This window comes from Mesorhizobium hawassense (assembly GCF_003289945.1).
Classification (GTDB): Bacteria; Pseudomonadota; Alphaproteobacteria; order Rhizobiales; family Rhizobiaceae; genus Mesorhizobium; species Mesorhizobium hawassense.
This window is the reverse complement of sequence record NZ_QMBP01000012.1, coordinates 160556-177445: the sequence shown is the minus strand read 5'-3', so window position 1 is coordinate 177445 and position 16890 is coordinate 160556. Positions and strand designations below refer to the sequence as shown.

At 61.3% G+C, this 16890-nt stretch carries 21 protein-coding genes; 13 read left to right on the top strand and 8 right to left on the bottom strand.

Translation table 11 applies throughout. The features are described 5' to 3' along the window. Window positions 1–280 precede the first annotated feature (280 nt). Genes DPM33_RS23575 through DPM33_RS23565 form a run of 3 tightly spaced genes read right to left on the bottom strand, consistent with a single transcriptional unit; the run spans window position 281 to window position 1335 of the window. Window positions 281–631 (bottom strand): hypothetical protein, encoded by a 351-nt coding sequence (locus DPM33_RS23575; RefSeq protein ID WP_112099800.1) that lies wholly within the window; start codon window positions 629–631, stop codon window positions 281–283. 4 nt (window positions 632–635) lie between these two features. Further along, a complete protein-coding gene (locus DPM33_RS23570) occupies window positions 636–1121 on the bottom strand; it encodes an HK97 family phage prohead protease (RefSeq protein WP_112099799.1) in 486 nt (161 codons plus the stop codon). Window position 1122: 1 nt separating this feature from the next. Then, entirely contained in the window at window positions 1123–1335 is a 213-nt protein-coding gene (locus DPM33_RS23565; RefSeq protein ID WP_112099798.1) for a hypothetical protein, read from the bottom strand. A 255-nt stretch (window positions 1336–1590) separates the two neighbouring features. On the opposite strand from DPM33_RS23565, the gene DPM33_RS23560 reads away from it, so the two are divergent. The 5 genes from DPM33_RS23560 to DPM33_RS23540 all read left to right on the top strand — a co-directional run bounded on the left by DPM33_RS23560 (window position 1591) and on the right by DPM33_RS23540 (window position 4650). Continuing rightward, complete coding sequence (locus DPM33_RS23560; protein WP_112099797.1) at window positions 1591–2202, top strand: hypothetical protein; 612 nt, start codon at window positions 1591–1593, stop codon at window positions 2200–2202. Between the two features lies 1 nt (window position 2203). Then, window positions 2204–3508, top strand: coding sequence for a PBSX family phage terminase large subunit (locus tag DPM33_RS23555; RefSeq protein WP_112099796.1), 1305 nt, complete (start codon window positions 2204–2206; stop codon window positions 3506–3508). Window positions 3509–3512: 4 nt separating this feature from the next. After that, complete coding sequence (locus DPM33_RS23550) at window positions 3513–3923, top strand: hypothetical protein (protein ID WP_112099795.1); 411 nt, start codon at window positions 3513–3515, stop codon at window positions 3921–3923. Continuing rightward, window positions 3920–4168 carry a hypothetical protein gene (locus tag DPM33_RS23545; RefSeq protein ID WP_112099794.1) on the top strand — a complete coding sequence of 83 codons (249 nt, stop codon included), beginning with the start codon at window positions 3920–3922 and terminating at the stop codon, window positions 4166–4168. Before DPM33_RS23550 ends, DPM33_RS23545 begins: the two co-directional genes overlap by 4 nt. Before the next feature lie 74 nt (window positions 4169–4242). Further along, window positions 4243–4650 carry a hypothetical protein gene (locus DPM33_RS23540; protein ID WP_112099793.1) on the top strand — a complete coding sequence of 136 codons (408 nt, stop codon included), beginning with the start codon at window positions 4243–4245 and terminating at the stop codon, window positions 4648–4650. On the opposite strand, the gene DPM33_RS23535 is transcribed toward DPM33_RS23540, so the two are convergent. After that, the gene (locus DPM33_RS23535) at window positions 4647–4931 is read right to left on the bottom strand and encodes a hypothetical protein (protein ID WP_112099792.1); all 285 of its coding nucleotides are present in this window, start codon (window positions 4929–4931) and stop codon (window positions 4647–4649) included. The genes DPM33_RS23540 and DPM33_RS23535 overlap by 4 nt on opposite strands. Before the next feature lie 225 nt (window positions 4932–5156). On the opposite strand from DPM33_RS23535, the gene DPM33_RS23530 reads away from it, so the two are divergent. Beyond that, window positions 5157–5354, top strand: coding sequence for a hypothetical protein (locus DPM33_RS23530; protein WP_112099791.1), 198 nt, complete (start codon window positions 5157–5159; stop codon window positions 5352–5354). 70 nt (window positions 5355–5424) lie between these two features. Here DPM33_RS23530 and DPM33_RS35915 read toward each other — a convergent pair whose 3' ends face one another. Then, entirely contained in the window at window positions 5425–5631 is a 207-nt protein-coding gene (locus DPM33_RS35915; RefSeq protein WP_146770311.1) for a hypothetical protein, read from the bottom strand. 537 nt (window positions 5632–6168) lie between these two features. Here DPM33_RS35915 and guaB point away from each other — a divergent pair. Genes guaB through DPM33_RS23515 form a run of 3 tightly spaced genes read left to right on the top strand, consistent with a single transcriptional unit; the run spans window position 6169 to window position 8705 of the window. After that, a complete protein-coding gene (guaB, locus tag DPM33_RS23525; RefSeq protein ID WP_112099790.1) occupies window positions 6169–7671 on the top strand; it encodes an IMP dehydrogenase in 1503 nt (500 codons plus the stop codon). Continuing rightward, window positions 7607–8266, top strand: a complete 660-nt coding sequence (locus DPM33_RS23520) for a hypothetical protein (RefSeq protein WP_245442338.1) — start codon at window positions 7607–7609, stop codon at window positions 8264–8266. Before guaB ends, DPM33_RS23520 begins: the two co-directional genes overlap by 65 nt. 19 nt (window positions 8267–8285) lie before the next feature. Then, window positions 8286–8705: an MAPEG family protein gene (locus tag DPM33_RS23515; RefSeq protein WP_112099788.1), complete on the top strand. Its 420-nt coding sequence runs from the start codon at window positions 8286–8288 to the stop codon at window positions 8703–8705. A 1-nt stretch (window position 8706) separates the two neighbouring features. Here DPM33_RS23515 and rnd read toward each other — a convergent pair whose 3' ends face one another. Both rnd and DPM33_RS23505 read right to left on the bottom strand, forming a co-directional pair. Next, window positions 8707–9858, bottom strand: a complete 1152-nt coding sequence (rnd, locus tag DPM33_RS23510) for a ribonuclease D (RefSeq protein ID WP_112099787.1) — start codon at window positions 9856–9858, stop codon at window positions 8707–8709. A 169-nt stretch (window positions 9859–10027) separates the two neighbouring features. Then, window positions 10028–11254 (bottom strand): MFS transporter, encoded by a 1227-nt coding sequence (locus DPM33_RS23505; RefSeq protein WP_112099786.1) that lies wholly within the window; start codon window positions 11252–11254, stop codon window positions 10028–10030. Window positions 11255–11368: 114 nt separating this feature from the next. Between DPM33_RS23505 and DPM33_RS23500 the strand changes: the two genes are divergently transcribed. From DPM33_RS23500 to DPM33_RS23490, 3 genes are all read left to right on the top strand, one after another. Next, window positions 11369–12127 (top strand): DeoR/GlpR family DNA-binding transcription regulator, encoded by a 759-nt coding sequence (locus tag DPM33_RS23500; protein WP_112099785.1) that lies wholly within the window; start codon window positions 11369–11371, stop codon window positions 12125–12127. Window positions 12128–12240: 113 nt separating this feature from the next. After that, complete coding sequence (aspS, locus tag DPM33_RS23495) at window positions 12241–14037, top strand: aspartate--tRNA ligase (RefSeq protein ID WP_112099784.1); 1797 nt, start codon at window positions 12241–12243, stop codon at window positions 14035–14037. Between the two features lie 148 nt (window positions 14038–14185). After that, window positions 14186–15148, top strand: coding sequence for a bifunctional helix-turn-helix transcriptional regulator/GNAT family N-acetyltransferase (locus DPM33_RS23490; protein ID WP_167449189.1), 963 nt, complete (start codon window positions 14186–14188; stop codon window positions 15146–15148). 73 nt (window positions 15149–15221) lie between these two features. Here DPM33_RS23490 and DPM33_RS23485 read toward each other — a convergent pair whose 3' ends face one another. After that, on the bottom strand, window positions 15222–15692 hold the full coding sequence (locus DPM33_RS23485; protein ID WP_208648442.1) for a RidA family protein: 471 nt from the start codon (window positions 15690–15692) through the stop codon (window positions 15222–15224). A 229-nt stretch (window positions 15693–15921) separates the two neighbouring features. On the opposite strand from DPM33_RS23485, the gene DPM33_RS23480 reads away from it, so the two are divergent. Beyond that, window positions 15922–16818 (top strand): LysR family transcriptional regulator, encoded by an 897-nt coding sequence (locus tag DPM33_RS23480; RefSeq protein WP_112099851.1) that lies wholly within the window; start codon window positions 15922–15924, stop codon window positions 16816–16818. Window positions 16819–16890: the final 72 nt, after the last annotated feature.

The following is a 16890-nucleotide window of genomic DNA, read 5'->3' as shown; positions in this document are numbered from 1 at the left end:
ATATTTGGCATGGACGGCTATCAGCAGCGAGTTAACTCAACTTGCCGGCGCATGATCGCTCGGGGAGAGGTAGAGCGACGTGGGGATGGAGGCCCAGCCAATCCATTTACCTATCACTTGCCGACGTCGAAATAGCTCGCGGAAAGAGAACATTCCCGACTGGCGACGAAAATCGCCTCTGCGCCCGCTCGACAGCGCGCGCAACGGATCGGTGCCCGCATATGCATTGTTCGGGAGCAATCGCTCGCTGACCGGTCCGTATGGCGCTCGGGGGCAATAATCACGCGACCCCGGCCTTGAGAAAGCGTTTCTGTCGTTGCGCCGTGTCGGCATCGTCAACAGTGTTCGGTTCCGGTGTGATTGTGTAGACCGGTGCAGCAGGCGGAATGGCGCCCATTTTCATCGGCTGCGTTTGTGTTGGCGGGGCGAAGAGATCCTCGCCCGTTCCCGCTACGCCGACCTTATGACGCGCCCAACGTTCAAATTGGTCGAGTCGATCCGGCTCGGCGCGCCCCGTTGCAAGAAAGGTTCGGGCGTCATTCACAGGCCACTTGAGGGCGAAAGCAAGCGCTTCGCCAGTCCAGCCCGCATTGAGAGCAAGTCTGATAATGTCACGAATGTTGGTCGCCATTGTTTTACATTTCCTGCTTGACTGAACTGATTGCAGCTTGGAGGGCAGCTATAGCCCTGGCCAGCGCATCGAACTGCAGGCCGGCGGCCCTAGCGTAGGCTCCGAAGGGAGGCGGGTCGTAGTGCTGCCGCGACAATACGAGCGCGCCCGGGCAGCAAGGTCTGTCGACTAACGAGATTTCGCGAATGGTTCCCCGCTTTACTACCGCATGGGCACGCGAGCCTTGACCGACGATTTCGTAGTCCTCGACCCGGAACCTCGCCGAGAAGCCCTTGATCGTGGCGTACATGTCCTCGACTAGGGCCGCGATCGCAAGCCCGTCCGTTGTCCACTCGAGTCGATGGATGGTGCCGACGGTCTTGCTCAGGTCTAGGTCGTGATCAAACAGCAGCGGCGGTAGCGTCGCGCCCCATTGCAATGCACCAAGCCGTACAACATTGTTCGACTTGTCGAGGTCTTCAGTTGATGCGAGGCCTGCCAGCAGATGCATCTTAGGCCCAACTGCCGCCCTTGAGCTTATTCACCTTGGCGTAAGCTTTCATGCGCTTCTCGATCTCGTAGAGGGAATCGGTTTCGGCCGCGCGTGCCTCGGCAAGGTCACTCTGCATCTTGAGCGATTTGAAAACGTCTTCGTTTGCGTTCGACACAGGTGCGCCAGCCATTTTCATCCCGGCTGAGATGGCTGACTTGTCGAGCTTGGTCATCCTGGCGACCTTTCGTTTCAGGAGGTGGGTGAGGCGCGCCGCCTGGGTTCTGCCCCACCGTAAAAAGTGACGCCTCAACTTCGGAGCGCCCTAGGAGATCTCGTCAGCGCTCAACAAATCAACGTCACGACGTTGACGATATGTGTAACGTATTATTTGTCAACGGACGTCCCTTGATTTTGTAACAAATAATGCGCAATAAATAAATACATCGAAATAATGCGTCCGCTGAACCGACGTAAGTGAAAAACAGAGATGCCATTTTACTTGAGTTTTGACGCGAATATAGTTTCGCCACGTGCAGAGTCGCGGTGGACGGCTGAGGAGTGCGACCAATATCGCGCAGAGCAGGCGAAGCTCGACGCGACGGAAAAGCAGGCTCGGCAAGACCGATATGTGCAGGCTCGTCACGAATATGCCTGCACTGCGGCAGGCACTAATCCCAAGCGCGGTATTACTTCCCTTACTGAGGCGAAGGCTTATATCCGCGCGCGCACTCTTCACATGCTACCCAAGGCTCTCGACACTATCGACGCTGCGCTGGCGGATGAAAAGGGTAAGCTTGCCGACAGGGCCACGCTTGCCCTCGACTATATCAAGCGAGCGAATGAGCGATCCTCAATGGACGCCGGCAGGCTTGCCCAGGTGCCCCCGGCGGATGCTGTGGAATTGGTTATGACGGCGTTCGCGAACGGCGACTGCGATGAGGCTTTCGCCAAGACCATGCTGACGATCCTCGGCCAGAAAGTTGAGAGCGCTAAGGTCCAGAGCGCAATGGAAGCCGCACGCAAAAAGGTCGAGAAGTCGAATGCCAGGCAGCCGGTGCAGCAATCCCAACCAGCGCCGAGCAAGAGCAAGATGAACTAGCATGGCTTTGCTCACGCCGAGCCGCGCCGAGAGGCTGTCGCGCACCATACATCAAGAGGCGTCCCAGCTAGTTGCACACGGGCAAGCCGGCCTCTCACTTCCTGTGATTTTCCCTCGCAACCACGCGCAAGTTCTGTTTGCGCCGGGGGTGCCTTTCAAGGCCCTCAAGGGTGGTCGCGGGACCGCCAAATCAACCAGCGCGGCAAGCTATATCATTCTACGCATGGACGCCGACAACGTTCGGGTAGCTTGCCTGCGTCGTTTCCAAAACAGCATCCGCCAGTCATCCAAACGATCACTTGAAAAGGCAATTGAGCGGTTGGGGCTGTCGCACCGGTTCCACGTCACCAAGAAGAACGAAATCTACAACAAGGTGACCGGATCGGAAGCGTTCTTTGGTGGCATCGAGCGCAACACCGACGACATGGCGCGCGGCCTGGAAGACGTCGATATCTTCTACATCGACGAAGCCCATTCCGTAGCTATTGCTTCGTTCAGCGTTATCATCCCGACCATCCGTAAGAGTGGCGCCGAACTGATCCTGTGCTGGAACCCACGCGACCCCGAGGACGGTCCTGACAAACTGTTTCTCGCAAATGGGCTGTATGCGGGCGAGACGCTCGTCCATCACGCCGAGATCGAGGACAACCCGTATTTCTTCCAAGGCCAGATGGGAAATTCCATGCGCCTCATGAAGGCGCAGAACCACGACCTTTACCTTCATGTCTGGCGAGGCCATTACGACACCAAGCGCGGTGACCGCATCTTTGACATTACGATTGGGGCTTTAGGCCACAATGCATTGGGCGGGGTCGAACCGGTCTACGGCATGGACCTTGGCTACGTGGACGACCCGACTGTGGTCGTTAAGTGTTATGTTCTGGAGCATTCGAAAACGATCTACGTGGCGAAGTCGGCGCATGAGTATGGATGCGAGGCCGATGACTTACCGGGTCTGATAGACGAGGTAATCGACGACCGCGGCGATGCCGTGATCTGCGACACAAACGAGCAACGCACGACTGCCGCCCTAACGCGGAAAGGCTTCAACCTAATAAACGCCGAGAAAGGCCCTGGCTCGGTAGTGGCTGGCGTTCGCTGGCTGCGCGGATACCAGATCGTGGTGCACCCTGATTGCGAACTAGTCCGCGAAGAAGCTCGCCTTTACAAATGGCAGGTTGATCGTGCGACGGGGAAGCGCAAGGACGTGCCTGTAAAAGGCAATGACCACACCTGGGACGCCATCCGTTACGCGACCCAAGCAGCTCAAGCCGGTGAGGCCGTCGGCGAAACATTTCTCTGGTAGGGCGATGATGTCGATGGTTCGGATTTTCGATGTTAGTGGGCAGGAGATCGCATTTCCTCACGACTCTCGCATCTCATCCGACGAGGACGAGGGACCTCAAGTCACTTTGCTTTTCGTGCCGTCCGGCAAATTTCTCCCGCCAGAACCGAATTGGGCGACAATACAAGTCGCCAACCAGCATTCGCTCGCCGTGCCAGAGTTAGTGGAACAATCATTTTTTCCTGAGCCCGACATTGAGCGATTGCTGAGAGCGGAGGAACCAGCCGCGACCCCCGTGCAACCTGAAAAGCGCCTGCCGACCTACGCTGAAGCAATCGCTCAAGTCGAGGCATACGATGCGGCAAAGCGGGAGGGCCGACCGTTCGACCTAGCCGAGTGGACTGTACGAAAAGCGGCGGAGATTCGTAAGCTATGAAGAAAACCAACCTTGAGCGGCATTTCGAGGAAATCGCGCGTCGCGCAATCCAGCGCGAGAATAGGCGTGCCGAGCGTCGGAGGCGCGAGATCCAAGGAGAGGTTGAGTTGCGAAGGCGCGTGAGAGTGTCGGCGTATCGCTCGCCTTTCCAAGAGATGATCGACGCCTACCGAGAGGTCGAGCGCACGAAAAGGCCTGGTGTGTTCGAGCTCGTGCTGTCTGCATTAGGTTGGAAATCGTCATGACACTTAGACCGGGTCGGCGCTATCGCGTCAGCCGCTGTGCTCCAGTATGTTGACGAAAGGCAGGGAGGACAGAAATGGCCCGCGTTAGACTCCCCGAGGACGCAACAGTTCTCTACGTTGTTCGGACATTGGATAATCCGCGCGTCTACGTCGAAGGCTTATTCAACAAAATGCACGATTACAAAAGGCTGCATGGATCAGCTTTCGTCCGCATCGGCATAACCGGAGGAGGGAGAATCCCCCACTATCGACTTGAGCCCACCAACAGCACGACGGGGTTCTTAGCCGAGTTCGGCAACGGGATAGGCGACCTAGCCCGACATTTCGAAGCCTACCACGGCCAGACCCATAAGCAGCTGGATTGGGGGATGTCACGACTGAAAGGGGAGAACTGGAGTCGCGTCTACATGAGCTACGAGCAAATACGCGAGCTCCTTTTGAAGACCCCAAAGCCGACTAAGCGCCCTGCGACCGCGCGCTAGCGCCACCATTTGTCGACAGGGTCGCTTGACGCCGGCCATTCGAACACAGGGGCTGCCTGCGGATTGTTGAAAGCGTCGGCCTGTCGCTGCTGTTCTGGGGTGAGTTCAGCCTTTGGCGCGGTCCCCGCTAAGTATGCGTTCACGTCGACCAGCCGGAAGTAATTCCGACCATTCCTAACGACCGGCTGCACCCCGAGCTTTTCGATGAGTGCGGGCAAGCTATTGCGGTGTTTGTATCCGCAGCGAGCAAGCGCTTCCTTGGCTGGAATTAGATCGGACATTGGAGCAATCGGTTACGTCATCACGGCGTGGATTGTCGGGCGCCGCTTATAGACATGTCAATGTTTCGAATTGCGCCGGTAGCTGGTAAGTACGAAATTCCGCCCCGATCACGATTTTGCGTACGTTCGGTTCGGAAATAGGCGGAGGCACCGGCTACAACCCTGGCCCGCTTGAACGCGCGACCGCTTTGCGCGATTGTCGTAGCGCTTTAACATGGGTGAACGATGAACAGTAGGGACAAGGCGTCACCCTTCGTGCCGACCGAGATCCACGTCGTCACGGTCGAGGATGACAAAGGCGCTCTCGGAATTCTGTCGATCCTGACAACCGAAGGCCTGCTAGATATCGCTCTCGACAGAGAAGCCGCAGACGCCATCGTCAAGGCGATAGGTACGATCCGGCCTAAGTTGGACCCAGCCTAAAAAGAAGCCCGGCAATCGGCGCGCCGGGCGAGAGGGTACACGGGAACACTGATCGGGAGGATCAGACAAGCTACTGTGCCTTCCGTTCATGACGCGGAGATGAAGCCTCATTCGGCCATATCTGCTTGTCGCCACGCATGAGCCTGTAACTTTCGTCCAAGCTGGGAATGATCGCCAGAGCTTCTTTAGCCGAATAGAAGATCGCGATGGTCGTGGCGTTGCCGTCTGCCACGCGCTGCAACCGGTATGCATCCCTATACGGACTGTCTTCGTCCACCAAATGTTCCCCCGAACGGGGATCGCTTTAGCAAACGATCATGAAGCTTTCATGAGACGGCTGCATTTCAAACTGACCCACTACCGTTGCGCCGCCTGGGACCTGCGTCGATTTATGGTGCAAATTATGGTCTGAAATTGCCGAAAACAGGAAGGGGTTGATTTCGTTTCCCTTTTCGAAATGGTTCGATTTTTTCCATGAAAAGAGCGACCGCCAGGATGAGCGGGATGATGCGGTTCAAGGGAACGCCCTGACTTGTCTTCGCGATTCTGGAGCCTGGCTTGGGGGCGAGCCGGCACGTCCGGGCGGTTATCACGCATTGGCCCGGGTGTCGCATTAAATTGCTATCACTTTTGTGCGACCGCAACCCCTGGTGGCTGGAGAATAGCCGAGCGCAACGCCTTGCGATTGGCGCAACGATCTGCTTTTCAACCGCAACAGGACGTGTTACCAGCCAGCGCCAATCCTGAAAGGGAAGACAGAGTCGGCGCTGGCCATCTTGGCCCAGCGCCTTTTCCGCATTCAAAAGGACTGGCCATGGGAAAAATCATCGAAACGTCCACCGGCGCGCTGGCGCTGACCTTCGACGACGTGCTCTTGCAGCCCGGCCATTCCGAGGTCATGCCGGGTGAGACCGACATCCGCACCCGCATCGCCGGCGACATCGACCTCAACGTGCCGATCCTGTCGGCCGCCATGGACACGGTCACCGAGGCGCGGCTGGCGATCGCCATGGCGCAGGCCGGTGGCATCGGCGTCATCCACCGCAATCTGACGCCGGCCGAGCAGGCCGAGCAGGTCCGGCAGGTGAAGAAATTCGAATCCGGCATGGTGGTGAACCCGGTCACCATCGGCCCGGACGCGACGCTCGCCGACGCGTTGGCGCTGATGCGCGGCAATGGCATTTCCGGCATTCCGGTGGTCGAGAACGGTGGCACCGGTGGCCATACGGTCGGCCGCCTGGTCGGCATCCTGACCAATCGTGACGTCCGCTTTGCCTCCGACCCGGCCCAGAAGGTCTACGAACTGATGACCCGTGAGAACCTGATCACGGTCAAGGAAAATGTCGACCAGGACGAAGCCAAGCGGCTGCTGCACAAGCACCGCATCGAGAAGCTGGTGGTGGTCGATCGGAACGGCAATTGCGTCGGCCTGATCACCGTCAAGGACATCGAGAAGTCGCAGCTCAATCCGCATGCCACCAAGGACGCACAAGGGAGGCTGCGCGCCGCCGCGGCCACCAGCGTCGGCGATGACGGCTTCGAGCGCGCCGAGCGTCTGATCGACGCCGGCGTCGACCTTTTGGTCATCGACACCGCGCACGGCCATTCGCAGCGCGTGCTCGACGCGGTGGCACGGGCAAAGAAGCTCTCCAACTCGGTGCGCATCCTGGCCGGCAATGTCGCCACCGCCGACGGCACGAAGGCGCTGATCGATGCTGGCGCCGACGCGGTCAAGGTCGGCATCGGCCCAGGTTCGATCTGCACGACCAGAATCGTCGCCGGCGTCGGCGTTCCGCAGCTGTCGGCGATCATGTCGGCGGTCGAGACGGCCAGCAAGGCCGGCGTCAGCGTCATCGCCGACGGCGGCATCAAATATTCGGGCGATCTGGCCAAGGCGTTGGCCGCCGGCGCAAGCGCCGCCATGATCGGCTCACTGCTTGCCGGCACCGACGAAAGCCCGGGCGAGGTCTATCTGCACCAGGGCCGCTCGTTCAAGGCTTACCGCGGCATGGGCTCGGTCGGCGCCATGGCGCGCGGCTCGGCCGATCGCTACTTCCAGGCCGAGGTTCGCGACACCCTCAAACTGGTTCCGGAGGGCATTGAAGGGCAGGTTCCCTACAAAGGACCTGTGGCTGGCGTGCTGCACCAGCTTGCAGGCGGCCTGAAAGCCGCTATGGGTTATGTGGGTGGACGTGACCTTGCAGATTTCCGCGAGCGCGCCACCTTTGTGCGCATATCCAACGCCGGACTTCGTGAAAGCCACGCCCATGACGTCACGATCACCCGCGAAAGCCCAAATTACCCGGGCGGAATTTGATCGGGAGGCCGATCAGTCCGACCGCCAGGGGGGGCTGTGGCGTGATTTGAGCGTGGCGGTGTTGCGGTCGTCGCGCCACGCGGCAGCCCTCTCCATCGCCTCGATTGCGCTTTTTCTGGTCATGACGGCGCTGGAGTTTTTCTACTTCCAACGCCTGAGTGGCGGGCTGCCCTCGCTCGACTTACGCATCGCCGGCTTCACGCCGGACGATGGCATGGCGTGGCTGACCGCGCTTGGCCGGCGCGGCGGCGAGATCATCATCGTCTGGCACTATTTGACCTTCGATCTTTTGTTTCCGGCGCTTTTGTCGCTGACGCTGGTCAGTCTCATTCTTGCCTTCGGCCGAAAACTCAGCACGTTCCGCGCCATGCCGACGCAGGTGCAGGCCCTTTTTGCGCTCGTCCTGGTGCTGCCCTATACGATCGCCGATTATGCGCAGAACTTCGCTGTGGCGCGGCTGTTGTCCGACTTTCAGTCGGCCAATCCGGATTCCCTGGCGTTTGCGTCCCTGCTGACCGTCACCAAATTCGCGTTGCTGGCCATCCCATTCTTCGTCGTCGCGGTCTTCGCGCTGGCCGGGCAACGGCGGCGCTGAGGGGAGGAGGGGCGCACATATGCACCAGACCACCATCTTCTGGCCGATGCTGGCGCATGTGCTCCTAGTCTACATCGTCTATCTGGTGATGCTGAAACGGCGCTATGGTGCCCTGAAGTCGGGCGAGGCCAGGATCAGCCAGTACAAGCTCCGCTCGACCGAGCCGGCCTCCAGCGTCACCGTCGCCAACAATCTGATCAACCAGTTCGAGCTGCCGGTTCTCTTCTACGCACTGTGCCTGGCATTGTTCGTCACCAACGGCGTGAACGACCTGACGCTGGTGCTGATGTGGCTGTTCATAGTCACGCGCTATGTTCACGCCTGGGTGCATCTCAACAGAAACTATGTGCTGCACCGCACCCGCGCCTTCTTCCTCGGCGCAGGCATACTTTTCGTCGCCTGGGTCTGGTTCGCGCTCCACCTGCTTGGAGCGGTTTGATTTAAAGATCGAACACCGCGATCCGGCGCTTGTCGAATTTGATGCCGATCTCGCCGCGCACCAGCTTCAGTGCCTGCTCGCCGAAAACGGCGCGGCGCCATCCCTGCAGCGCCGGCACGTCGGCTTCGTCGCCTTCGGCCGCGATCCGGTCGATATCGTCGCTGGAGGCGAGCACCTTGCTGGCGACGCCTTCCTTCTCGGCGACGATCCTGAGCAGCACCTTGAGCAGTTCCGCCGCAGCGCTCGATCCTTCCGGCGGCTGCACGCTTTTCGGCAGTTTCGGCATCGCATCCTTCGGCAGGGCCAGCGCCGTATTGACCGCGCCAAGCAGCGCGGTTGCCGTCGCGGAACGCTCCCAGCCTTTCGGCGTGGTGCGTAGCTTGCCAAGTGCCGTTACGTCGCGCGGCGCCTGCTGAGCGATCTCGTAGATTGCGTCGTCCTTGAGCACGCGGCCGCGCGGCACGTCGCGCTCGCGCGCCTCGCGCTCGCGCCAGGCGGCCACTGCCTGCACGATCGCCAGCTCCTGCGGTTTGCGCAGGCGCATCTTCAGTCGCTTCCAGGCATCCTCGGGATGCGGATCGTAGGTCTCGCGCGAGGTGAGAACGTCCATCTCCTCGTTAAGCCAATGGGCGCGGTCCTCGCGCTTCAGTTCGGCGCTCAGATGCTGGTAGACCTTGATGAGATGGGTGACGTCGGCGAGCGCGTATTCGAGCTGCTTGTCGGAGAGCGGCCGGTGTCGCCAGTCGGTGAAGCGCGAGGATTTGTCGAGCCGCGCCCCGGTGACCTTCTGGACGAGCTGGTCATAGGAGACACTGTCGCCGAAGCCGCAGACCATCGCCGCGACTTGCGTGTCGAACACCGGATGCGGCACCAGATTGCCGAGATGGACGATGATTTCGATGTCCTGGCGCGCCGCGTGGAAGACCTTCAGCACCGCTTCGTTGGCCATCAGCCGGAAAAACGGTTTCAGGTCGATGCCGGGCGACAACGGATCGATAAGCGCCTCAATCCCAGGCGCGGCGATCTGGATCAGGCAAAGGATCGGCCAGAAGGTCGTCTCGCGGATGAATTCGGTATCGACGGTGACGAATTCCGACTTCTCGAACGCCGCGACAACGCTCTCAAGTTCTTCTTGTGTGGTGATGACGTGCATCAAATCGCTTTTGGCACAGTATGAGGCCTCTTTCAATTTCAGCCGCGCGCGCTTTCGTCAAGCCGCCGCAGCGTAAGCGATGGCTCGATCATCGGATTCTCGGTGCAGAATTACGCCGAGCGCCGGCGCCCCGGCCCGCTCCGCTAAGCGGCGCTGCTCCGCGAGCCGTTCATGCCTCATAGGCTCGCGCCGGGACCCTCTCTCCACTCGAGCCGGATCCCGCGCCGTCCGCCACGGTATTCGACGAAGGCCGCCGGCCGAGTGCGCCCGCGGCCGCCAGGCTGAGCACGATGAACGGTATGCCGATGCCATAGGCCGAGCGGATGCCCCAGTGGTCCGAGACGAAGCCGAGCAGCGGCGGTCCGAGCAGGAATGCGACGAAGGAGATCTGCGACAGCGCGGCGACGTTGATCGCTGCGGAGCGATCCGTCATCTGGGCGGCCGCCGAAATCGCCAGCGGAAAGATGGCGCTGCAGCCGATGCCCATGAGCGCAAAGCCCAGCATCGAGACGAAGGGCAGGGGCGAGAAGAAGACGATGACCACGCCGGCCGCCATCGTCGCCAACAGCACGCGCGCCACGCCGCTCGGCGAATGACGGTCGACGAAGCTGTCGGCGAAGAAGCGTGTCGTCGCCTGCGAGAAGGCGAACAGCGCCACGGTGATTCCGGCGACGAACGGGCCTGATTCGAACACGGTGCGCATATAGATCGCCGACCAGTCCATGCTGGCGCCTTCCATCAGCATTGCCGACAGCGTCACCGCGACGAGGATGAGAATCGGCAGCGTCGGTCGCGCGAACATCGGCGCCTTGTCGGCGGTCGCGGCGAAACGCGCCGGTGCCGGTTCGAAGCCGCCGAGGAACAATGCCATCGCAACCGCCACCATTGGCGCCACCAGCACCAGATGCAATTGCGGCGACAGGCCGAGATGTGCCAGCGCGCCGCCGAACAGCCCTGCACCGAAGAAGCCGATGCTCCAGAACGAATGCGCCCGGTTCATGATGCGGCGCTTGAGCAGAAACTCGGTCCTGTCGGCCTCGACGTTCAAGATGATTTCGATGCTGCCGATCATCAGGCCGACCGGCAGCAGCATCAGGAACAGAGCGGCCGGGCCGGGCGCATGCACCGCCACGGCATAGGCGATCGCAAGCAGCGGCACCAGCCAAAGTAGCGCGCGGCGAAAGCCGATGCGCTCCAGGATCGGCGTCGCCAACGTCAGCGCGATCAGAGTGCCGATCGGCGTGCCGATCAGGGCGAGGCCGAGCGTGCCGTCCTCGATCCGCATGGCATGCTTGATGTCGGGCAGGCGCGGAAAGATGTTGCCCATGGCAAAGGAATAGATCGCGAAGCCGGCATAGACGCGGTGCTGCGGAGCGAGTTTCAGGCCAAAGGTCATCACGGACAATCCAACAAGGAGATTTCGGCGGGCGGCTCTCGGGTCGCCGGTCGACTCTTTCTTGCATGAACAGGCAAATCATGCAATAACGTGCACAAATAAATAGGATCGTGCATGCTCACCGAAGAACGCCACCAACTCATTCGCGACCAGCTTGCGGCGGACGGAAGGGTGCTGGCCGGCGAGCTCGCCAGCCGTTTCGGCGTCTCGGAAGACACGGTGCGGCGCGATCTCAGGGAACTGGCCAAAGCCGGGCAGTTGCGCCGCGTCTATGGCGGCGCGGTCGCCTCGGCGCCCTTTGCGGCCGCGACGCTCAGCCAGCGCAGCCGTCATGCGGTGGAGGAAAAGACGCGCCTGGCAAAGGCGGCGGTAGGGCTGCTCGTGGCCGGGCAATCGCTGTTCATCGACGGCGGCACGACCAACGAAGCGATCGCCAGGGCGATCCCGCGCGACATCCAACTGACGGTCGCCACCAATTCGCTGGGCGTCGCCTCGGCGCTCGCGGACCTTCCGCTGGTCGAGTTGATCGTGCTCGGCGGCCGCTATGTGCCCGATCTCGGCACCTGCGTCGGCGCCGACACGCTCGCCGCCGTGGCGCAGCTCGGCGCCGATCTGTTCTTTCTCGGGTCCTGCGGGCTGGATGTCGCGCGCGGCGTCACCGCATTCGATTCGGCCGAAGCCGAGGTCAAACGCGCCATGGTGAAAAACAGCGCCGGCATCGTCATTGCCGTCACCGACGACAAGCTTGCCACCGCGGCGCCGTATCGCGTGGCGGGAGCGGATGCGATCCGCCATCTCGTGGTGGAAAAGACCGCGCCTGCCGCCACGCTCGCCGATTTCCAAAGCCAGGGTGCGCAAATCCATTTTGCCTGAACGGCGAAAGCGGCGCCTGTGTGAGCGGTTGCCTTGACAAAGCCGGCCTCTCATGCGCTTTTCGCGCCAATTTTCGAGCCGGGCTGATGCCCGCAATTTTCCGGACTTTACCCATGACCACGCATCGTTACCGCAGCCACACCTGTGCCCAGTTGAGAAAGAGCGACGTCGGCAATTCCGTCCGCCTGTCGGGCTGGGTGCATCGCGTGCGCGACCATGGCGGCCTGCTCTTCATCGACCTGCGCGACCATTACGGCCTGACCCAGATCGTCGCCGATCCGGATTCGCCGGCCTTCAAGGTCGCCGAGACGGTGCGCGGCGAATGGGTGATCCGCGTCGACGGCGAGGTCAAGGCACGCCTGCCGGAGACGACGAACGCCAACCTGCCGACCGGCGAGATCGAGATTTTCGCGCGTGAGATCGAGGTGCTGTCGGCGGCCAAGGAACTGCCGCTGCCGGTGTTCGGCGAGCCGGATTATCCCGAAGACATCCGCCTGAAATACCGCTTCCTCGACCTGCGCCGCGAGACGCTGCACAAGAACATCGTTGCGCGCACGAAAATTATCGCCGAGATGCGCAAGCGCATGGGCGAGGTCGGCTTTACCGAGTTTTCGACACCGATCCTGACGGCTTCCTCGCCGGAAGGCGCGCGCGACTTCCTGGTGCCGTCGCGCATCCATCCCGGCACCTTCTATGCGCTGCCGCAGGCGCCGCAGCAGTACAAGCAGCTGATCATGGTCTCCGGCTTCGACCGCTATTTCCAGATCGCGCCCTGCTTCCGCGACGAGGATCCGCGCGCCGATCGGCTACCCGGCGAGTTCTACCAGCTCGACCTCGAGATGAGCTTCGTCGAACAGGATGACGTGCTCTCCACCATGGAGCCGGTGCTGCGCGGCGTCTTCGAGACGTTTGCCGCCGGTAAGCCGGTGACGCAGAAATTCCGCCGTATTCCCTATGATCAGGCGATGCGCGTTTACGGCTCCGACAAGCCGGACCTGCGCAACCCGATCGAGATGCAGGCGGTGTCGGATCACTTCCGCGATTCCGGCTTCAAGGTGTTCGCCAACATTCTGGCCAACGACCCGAAGGCCGAGGTCTGGGCCATTCCGGCCAAGACCGGCGGCAGCCGCGCCTTCTGCGACCGCATGAACTCCTGGGCGCAAGGCGAGGGCCAGCCTGGGCTGGGCTACATCTTCTGGCGCAAGGAGGGTGAAAAACTCGAAGGCGCCGGTCCGCTGGCCAAGAACATCGGCGAGGAGCGCACCGAGGCGATCCGCCAGCAGCTCGGCCTTACCGATGGTGATGCCGCCTTCTTCGTCGCCGGCGATCCGAAGAAGTTCGTCACCTTCGCTGGCGCCGCGCGCACCCGCGCCGGCGAGGAGCTGAACCTCGTCGACCGCGAGCGCTTCGAATTGTGCTGGATCGTCGACTTCCCGTTCTTCGAATGGAACGAGGACGAGAAGAAGATCGACTTCGCCCACAACCCGTTCTCCATGCCGCAGGGCGGGATCGACGCGCTGAACGGCGAGGAGCCGCTCGGCATCAAGGCGTTCCAGTACGACATGGTCTGCAACGGTTTCGAGATCGCCTCCGGCGGTATCCGCAACCATCTGCCGGAAACCATGGTGAAGGCTTTCGAGATGGTTGGATTGGACCGCGCGACGGTGGAAGAACGCTTTGGCGGTCTCTACCGCGCCTTCCAGTATGGCGCGCCGCCGCATGGCGGCATGGCGGCCGGTGTCGACCGCATCGTCATGCTGCTGGTCGGGGCAAAGAACCTGCGCGAGATCACGATGTTCCCGATGAACCAGCAGGCCTATGACCTGCTGATGAACGCGCCGTCGGAAGCGACCCCGCAGCAACTGCGCGAACTGTCGCTGCGCGTCGCGGTGGCAAAGAAGGAAGGCTAGGACTCAGAGCCAAGCCTTTCTTTATTCTCCATGAATTGATTTTTACGGACAGGCATTCCTTAGGCCTGCCCGCGCAGGCGGGCGCTGGTTGCCAAATTTGTTACGATCAATTATGTTAGGCATTACATAAATGCCAACGGAGATGGTCATGACCTATCTGGCGGAGGTCGGCATTCTGGCGCTTGGAAGCAGGCTGCGGGCAGCGAGTGAACAACTCTACGCGATGGCCGATGAGGTCTACGCCGCGCACGGCATCGGCCTCGAGGCGAGGTGGTTTCCGGTGCTCAGGACCATTCACGACCGCGGGCCGCAGTCGGTCGGTGATTTGGCCAAGGCGGCGGGGCTCACCCATTCGTCGATAAGCCAGCTCGCGTCACGGCTGACCAAGGATGACTGGCTGATATCGGTGCCGGGCAAGGATGATCGCCGGGTGCGCGAGTTGGCGCTGACGGACAAGGCGGAGGCCGCATTGCGCAGGGCCAAACCTTTGTGGCGCGCCCTGCGGGACGAACTGGATGCGCGGTGCCAGGCAGGCGGGATCGACCTGGTGTCGGCCATCGGAGGGCTGGAGCGAATGCTCGACGACACGATGGCCGCTGCGGTCAGCGAGCGAGCGCGCAGATTGGGCGCCGGTGCAATCGAGATCGTGCCGTTCAAGCCGTCGCTGCGGGACCACTTCTACCGGCTGAATGCCGAGTGGCTGAAGCGGTACTTCTATATCGAAGAGGGCGATCACGCCGTCCTCTCCGCGCCGGAAAAGCACATACTGGAACGGGGTGGCATCATCTACTTTGCCTTGCATGGCGAGGAAGTCGTCGGCACTTGTGCGCTTTTGCTGGCAGGCGAAAACGAGGTCGAACTCACCAAGATGGCGGTCGATCCCGCGGCGCGAGGGCTGGGGATCGGGCGGCTCTTGCTTGAGCATGCCATCCGCGCGTTCGAGCGGCTGGACCGCGACACGCTGTTTCTCGAAACCAACACCAAGCTCGCCCCGGCCATCCGCATGTATGAGAGCGTGGGCTTCCAGCATCAGCCGGCGGCACGGGCGGATACGCACTACCAGCGGGCGAACGTCTACATGGTCTGGAAGGGCTGGCCGAAGCCGAACTGATACGCCGTGCAGTCTTCGCTCAGGAGCGATCGACAGCTGGCGATCGCTCCCGGCGCCCTTGTCAAGGACTGGTTCAGAGCGCGTGGGCAACCGCTCGGATTTCAACCAATTGCTGCGGGAATGCCAAGCCCGAAACGCCGAGGAGCGTCGCGGCGGGGCGGTGTGGCCCGACATACTCCTTGTATAGAGCGACGAACGCCTCAAAATCTTCCTTTGGGTTCGTCAGATAGCAGACCAGTTCGGCAAGGTTTGCCTTGGTGGCGCCGAACCCGGTCAGCACGCGATCCAGATTCTCCAGCGTCTGCCGCACCTGGGTTTCGAAATTGCCTTCGCCGACGAATTCGCCGTTCATGTCATGGGAGAATTGTCCCGAGACATAGATGGTGCCATCGGCTCTGTGGCCCTGGGTGACGCCGAAGGCTTCCTCCCAGGGAACACCGTGATTGTAGGTTTTGCCGTTGGAAGTCATGTGGTCGTCCTTTCCGGTTGTTGTTGAAAGTCTTGGGTAAATTCGCCCGTCAGCAAGTTTCGCCGGCTGACCCATCGAGCTGGCATGCAGTGGGCATCCGATGGCCCTGGCCGGTTCCGCTGCGTTGGGTGGCTATAGCCGATTGATTGACGAACGGACGTCGACACAGAAGCGACACGGCAGACGCGTGCGCTGCCGCCGAGCTCCGTTCGAGGCAGGCAGTCGATTGCCTCAGACGGACGCCCTAGTATGGTGTATTGGGCTGCCCGACAGTTCTGCCGCCGCCAAGCCGATGGAGCGCATTGTGTCGCGTGCAAATCTGAACGACATCATGATCTTCATGGCCGTCGCCGATGCGGGAAGTTTCGTCGCGGGCGGGCTTGCGATGGGCCTCTCGCGTTCGGCGGCGGGGAAGGCCATCGGCCGGCTGGAAGACAGGCTTGGCACACGCCTCTTCAATCGCAACACCAGGACGCTCAGTCTCACCGAGGAAGGCGAGACTTTCTATCGCCGTGGCCTGGAGGTTGTTGCCTCGGTCGACGAAGCCGAGGCCAGCGTGGCTCGGCGCGGTGGCAGGCCTCGAGGCGTGCTGCGCCTCACTGTTCCTGATGCCTTCGGCAAGCTCATCGTGCTCCCCGTGATCCAGAAATATTTGGCGACTTGGCCGGAGATCCAGGTCGAGGTGAGCTTCACGGACCGCGTGGCCGACATTATCGAGGAGGGGTTCGACCTTGCGGTGCGGATCGGGGCGGCACCGTCGGATACGAGATTGGTGTCACGGGTGGTCGCCCGTTACAGGGCAATACTCTGCGCCTCGCCATCCTACGTTGCCGAGCGCGGCGAGCCTTTCGATGTCGACGCCTTGGATACTCACGACTGTCTGATCTTCAGCAGCCGCGGCAACAGGCAAAGCTGGCGCTTTCGTCGCGAAGGAGGGGGCTGGGCCAAGGCCGGCGGTCGTAGCCGGGTACGTTTGGATAGTGCCGAAGCGATCCGGGATGCCGCCATCGCGGGCCTCGGCATTGCTTTACTTCCTGAGTTTCTGATCGCGAGCGATTTGGCGGCTGGGCGGCTGCGGCATCTGTTGCCCGAACTGCAGACCGAAGAGGTGAAGATCGTGGCGATCTATCCAGACAAGCGGCTTCTGGAACCTCGCGTGAGGCAATTTGTCGATCTCCTCGTCGAGGAGGTCAGGCCCTGATCCTACGAAAAACGGCGGTCCGGATGATCCGAACCGCCGCTGCATAGTGCTTGACGTGCGCCAAGCGCCGCC

Bases quoted from the DNA above. Each gene is read 5' to 3' on its own strand.
- DPM33_RS23575 (WP_112099800.1), bottom strand. From the start codon at position 631: ATGGCGACCAACATTCGTGACATTATCAGACTTGCTCTCAATGCGGGC.
- DPM33_RS23570 (WP_112099799.1), bottom strand. From the start codon at position 1,121: ATGCATCTGCTGGCAGGCCTCGCATCAACTGAAGACCTCGACAAGTCG.
- DPM33_RS23565 (WP_112099798.1), bottom strand. From the start codon at position 1,335: ATGACCAAGCTCGACAAGTCAGCCATCTCAGCCGGGATGAAAATGGCT.
- DPM33_RS23560 (WP_112099797.1), top strand. From the start codon at position 1,591: ATGCCATTTTACTTGAGTTTTGACGCGAATATAGTTTCGCCACGTGCA.
- DPM33_RS23555 (WP_112099796.1), top strand. From the start codon at position 2,204: ATGGCTTTGCTCACGCCGAGCCGCGCCGAGAGGCTGTCGCGCACCATA.
- DPM33_RS23550 (WP_112099795.1), top strand. From the start codon at position 3,513: ATGATGTCGATGGTTCGGATTTTCGATGTTAGTGGGCAGGAGATCGCA.
- DPM33_RS23545 (WP_112099794.1), top strand. From the start codon at position 3,920: ATGAAGAAAACCAACCTTGAGCGGCATTTCGAGGAAATCGCGCGTCGC.
- DPM33_RS23540 (WP_112099793.1), top strand. From the start codon at position 4,243: ATGGCCCGCGTTAGACTCCCCGAGGACGCAACAGTTCTCTACGTTGTT.
- DPM33_RS23535 (WP_112099792.1), bottom strand. From the start codon at position 4,931: ATGTCCGATCTAATTCCAGCCAAGGAAGCGCTTGCTCGCTGCGGATAC.
- DPM33_RS23530 (WP_112099791.1), top strand. From the start codon at position 5,157: ATGAACAGTAGGGACAAGGCGTCACCCTTCGTGCCGACCGAGATCCAC.
- guaB (WP_112099790.1), top strand. From the start codon at position 6,169: ATGGGAAAAATCATCGAAACGTCCACCGGCGCGCTGGCGCTGACCTTC.
- DPM33_RS23515 (WP_112099788.1), top strand. From the start codon at position 8,286: ATGCACCAGACCACCATCTTCTGGCCGATGCTGGCGCATGTGCTCCTA.
- rnd (WP_112099787.1), bottom strand. From the start codon at position 9,858: ATGCACGTCATCACCACACAAGAAGAACTTGAGAGCGTTGTCGCGGCG.
- DPM33_RS23505 (WP_112099786.1), bottom strand. From the start codon at position 11,254: ATGACCTTTGGCCTGAAACTCGCTCCGCAGCACCGCGTCTATGCCGGC.
- DPM33_RS23500 (WP_112099785.1), top strand. From the start codon at position 11,369: ATGCTCACCGAAGAACGCCACCAACTCATTCGCGACCAGCTTGCGGCG.
- aspS (WP_112099784.1), top strand. From the start codon at position 12,241: ATGACCACGCATCGTTACCGCAGCCACACCTGTGCCCAGTTGAGAAAG.
- DPM33_RS23490 (WP_167449189.1), top strand. From the start codon at position 14,186: ATGACCTATCTGGCGGAGGTCGGCATTCTGGCGCTTGGAAGCAGGCTG.
- DPM33_RS23485 (WP_208648442.1), bottom strand. From the start codon at position 15,692: ATGGGTCAGCCGGCGAAACTTGCTGACGGGCGAATTTACCCAAGACTT.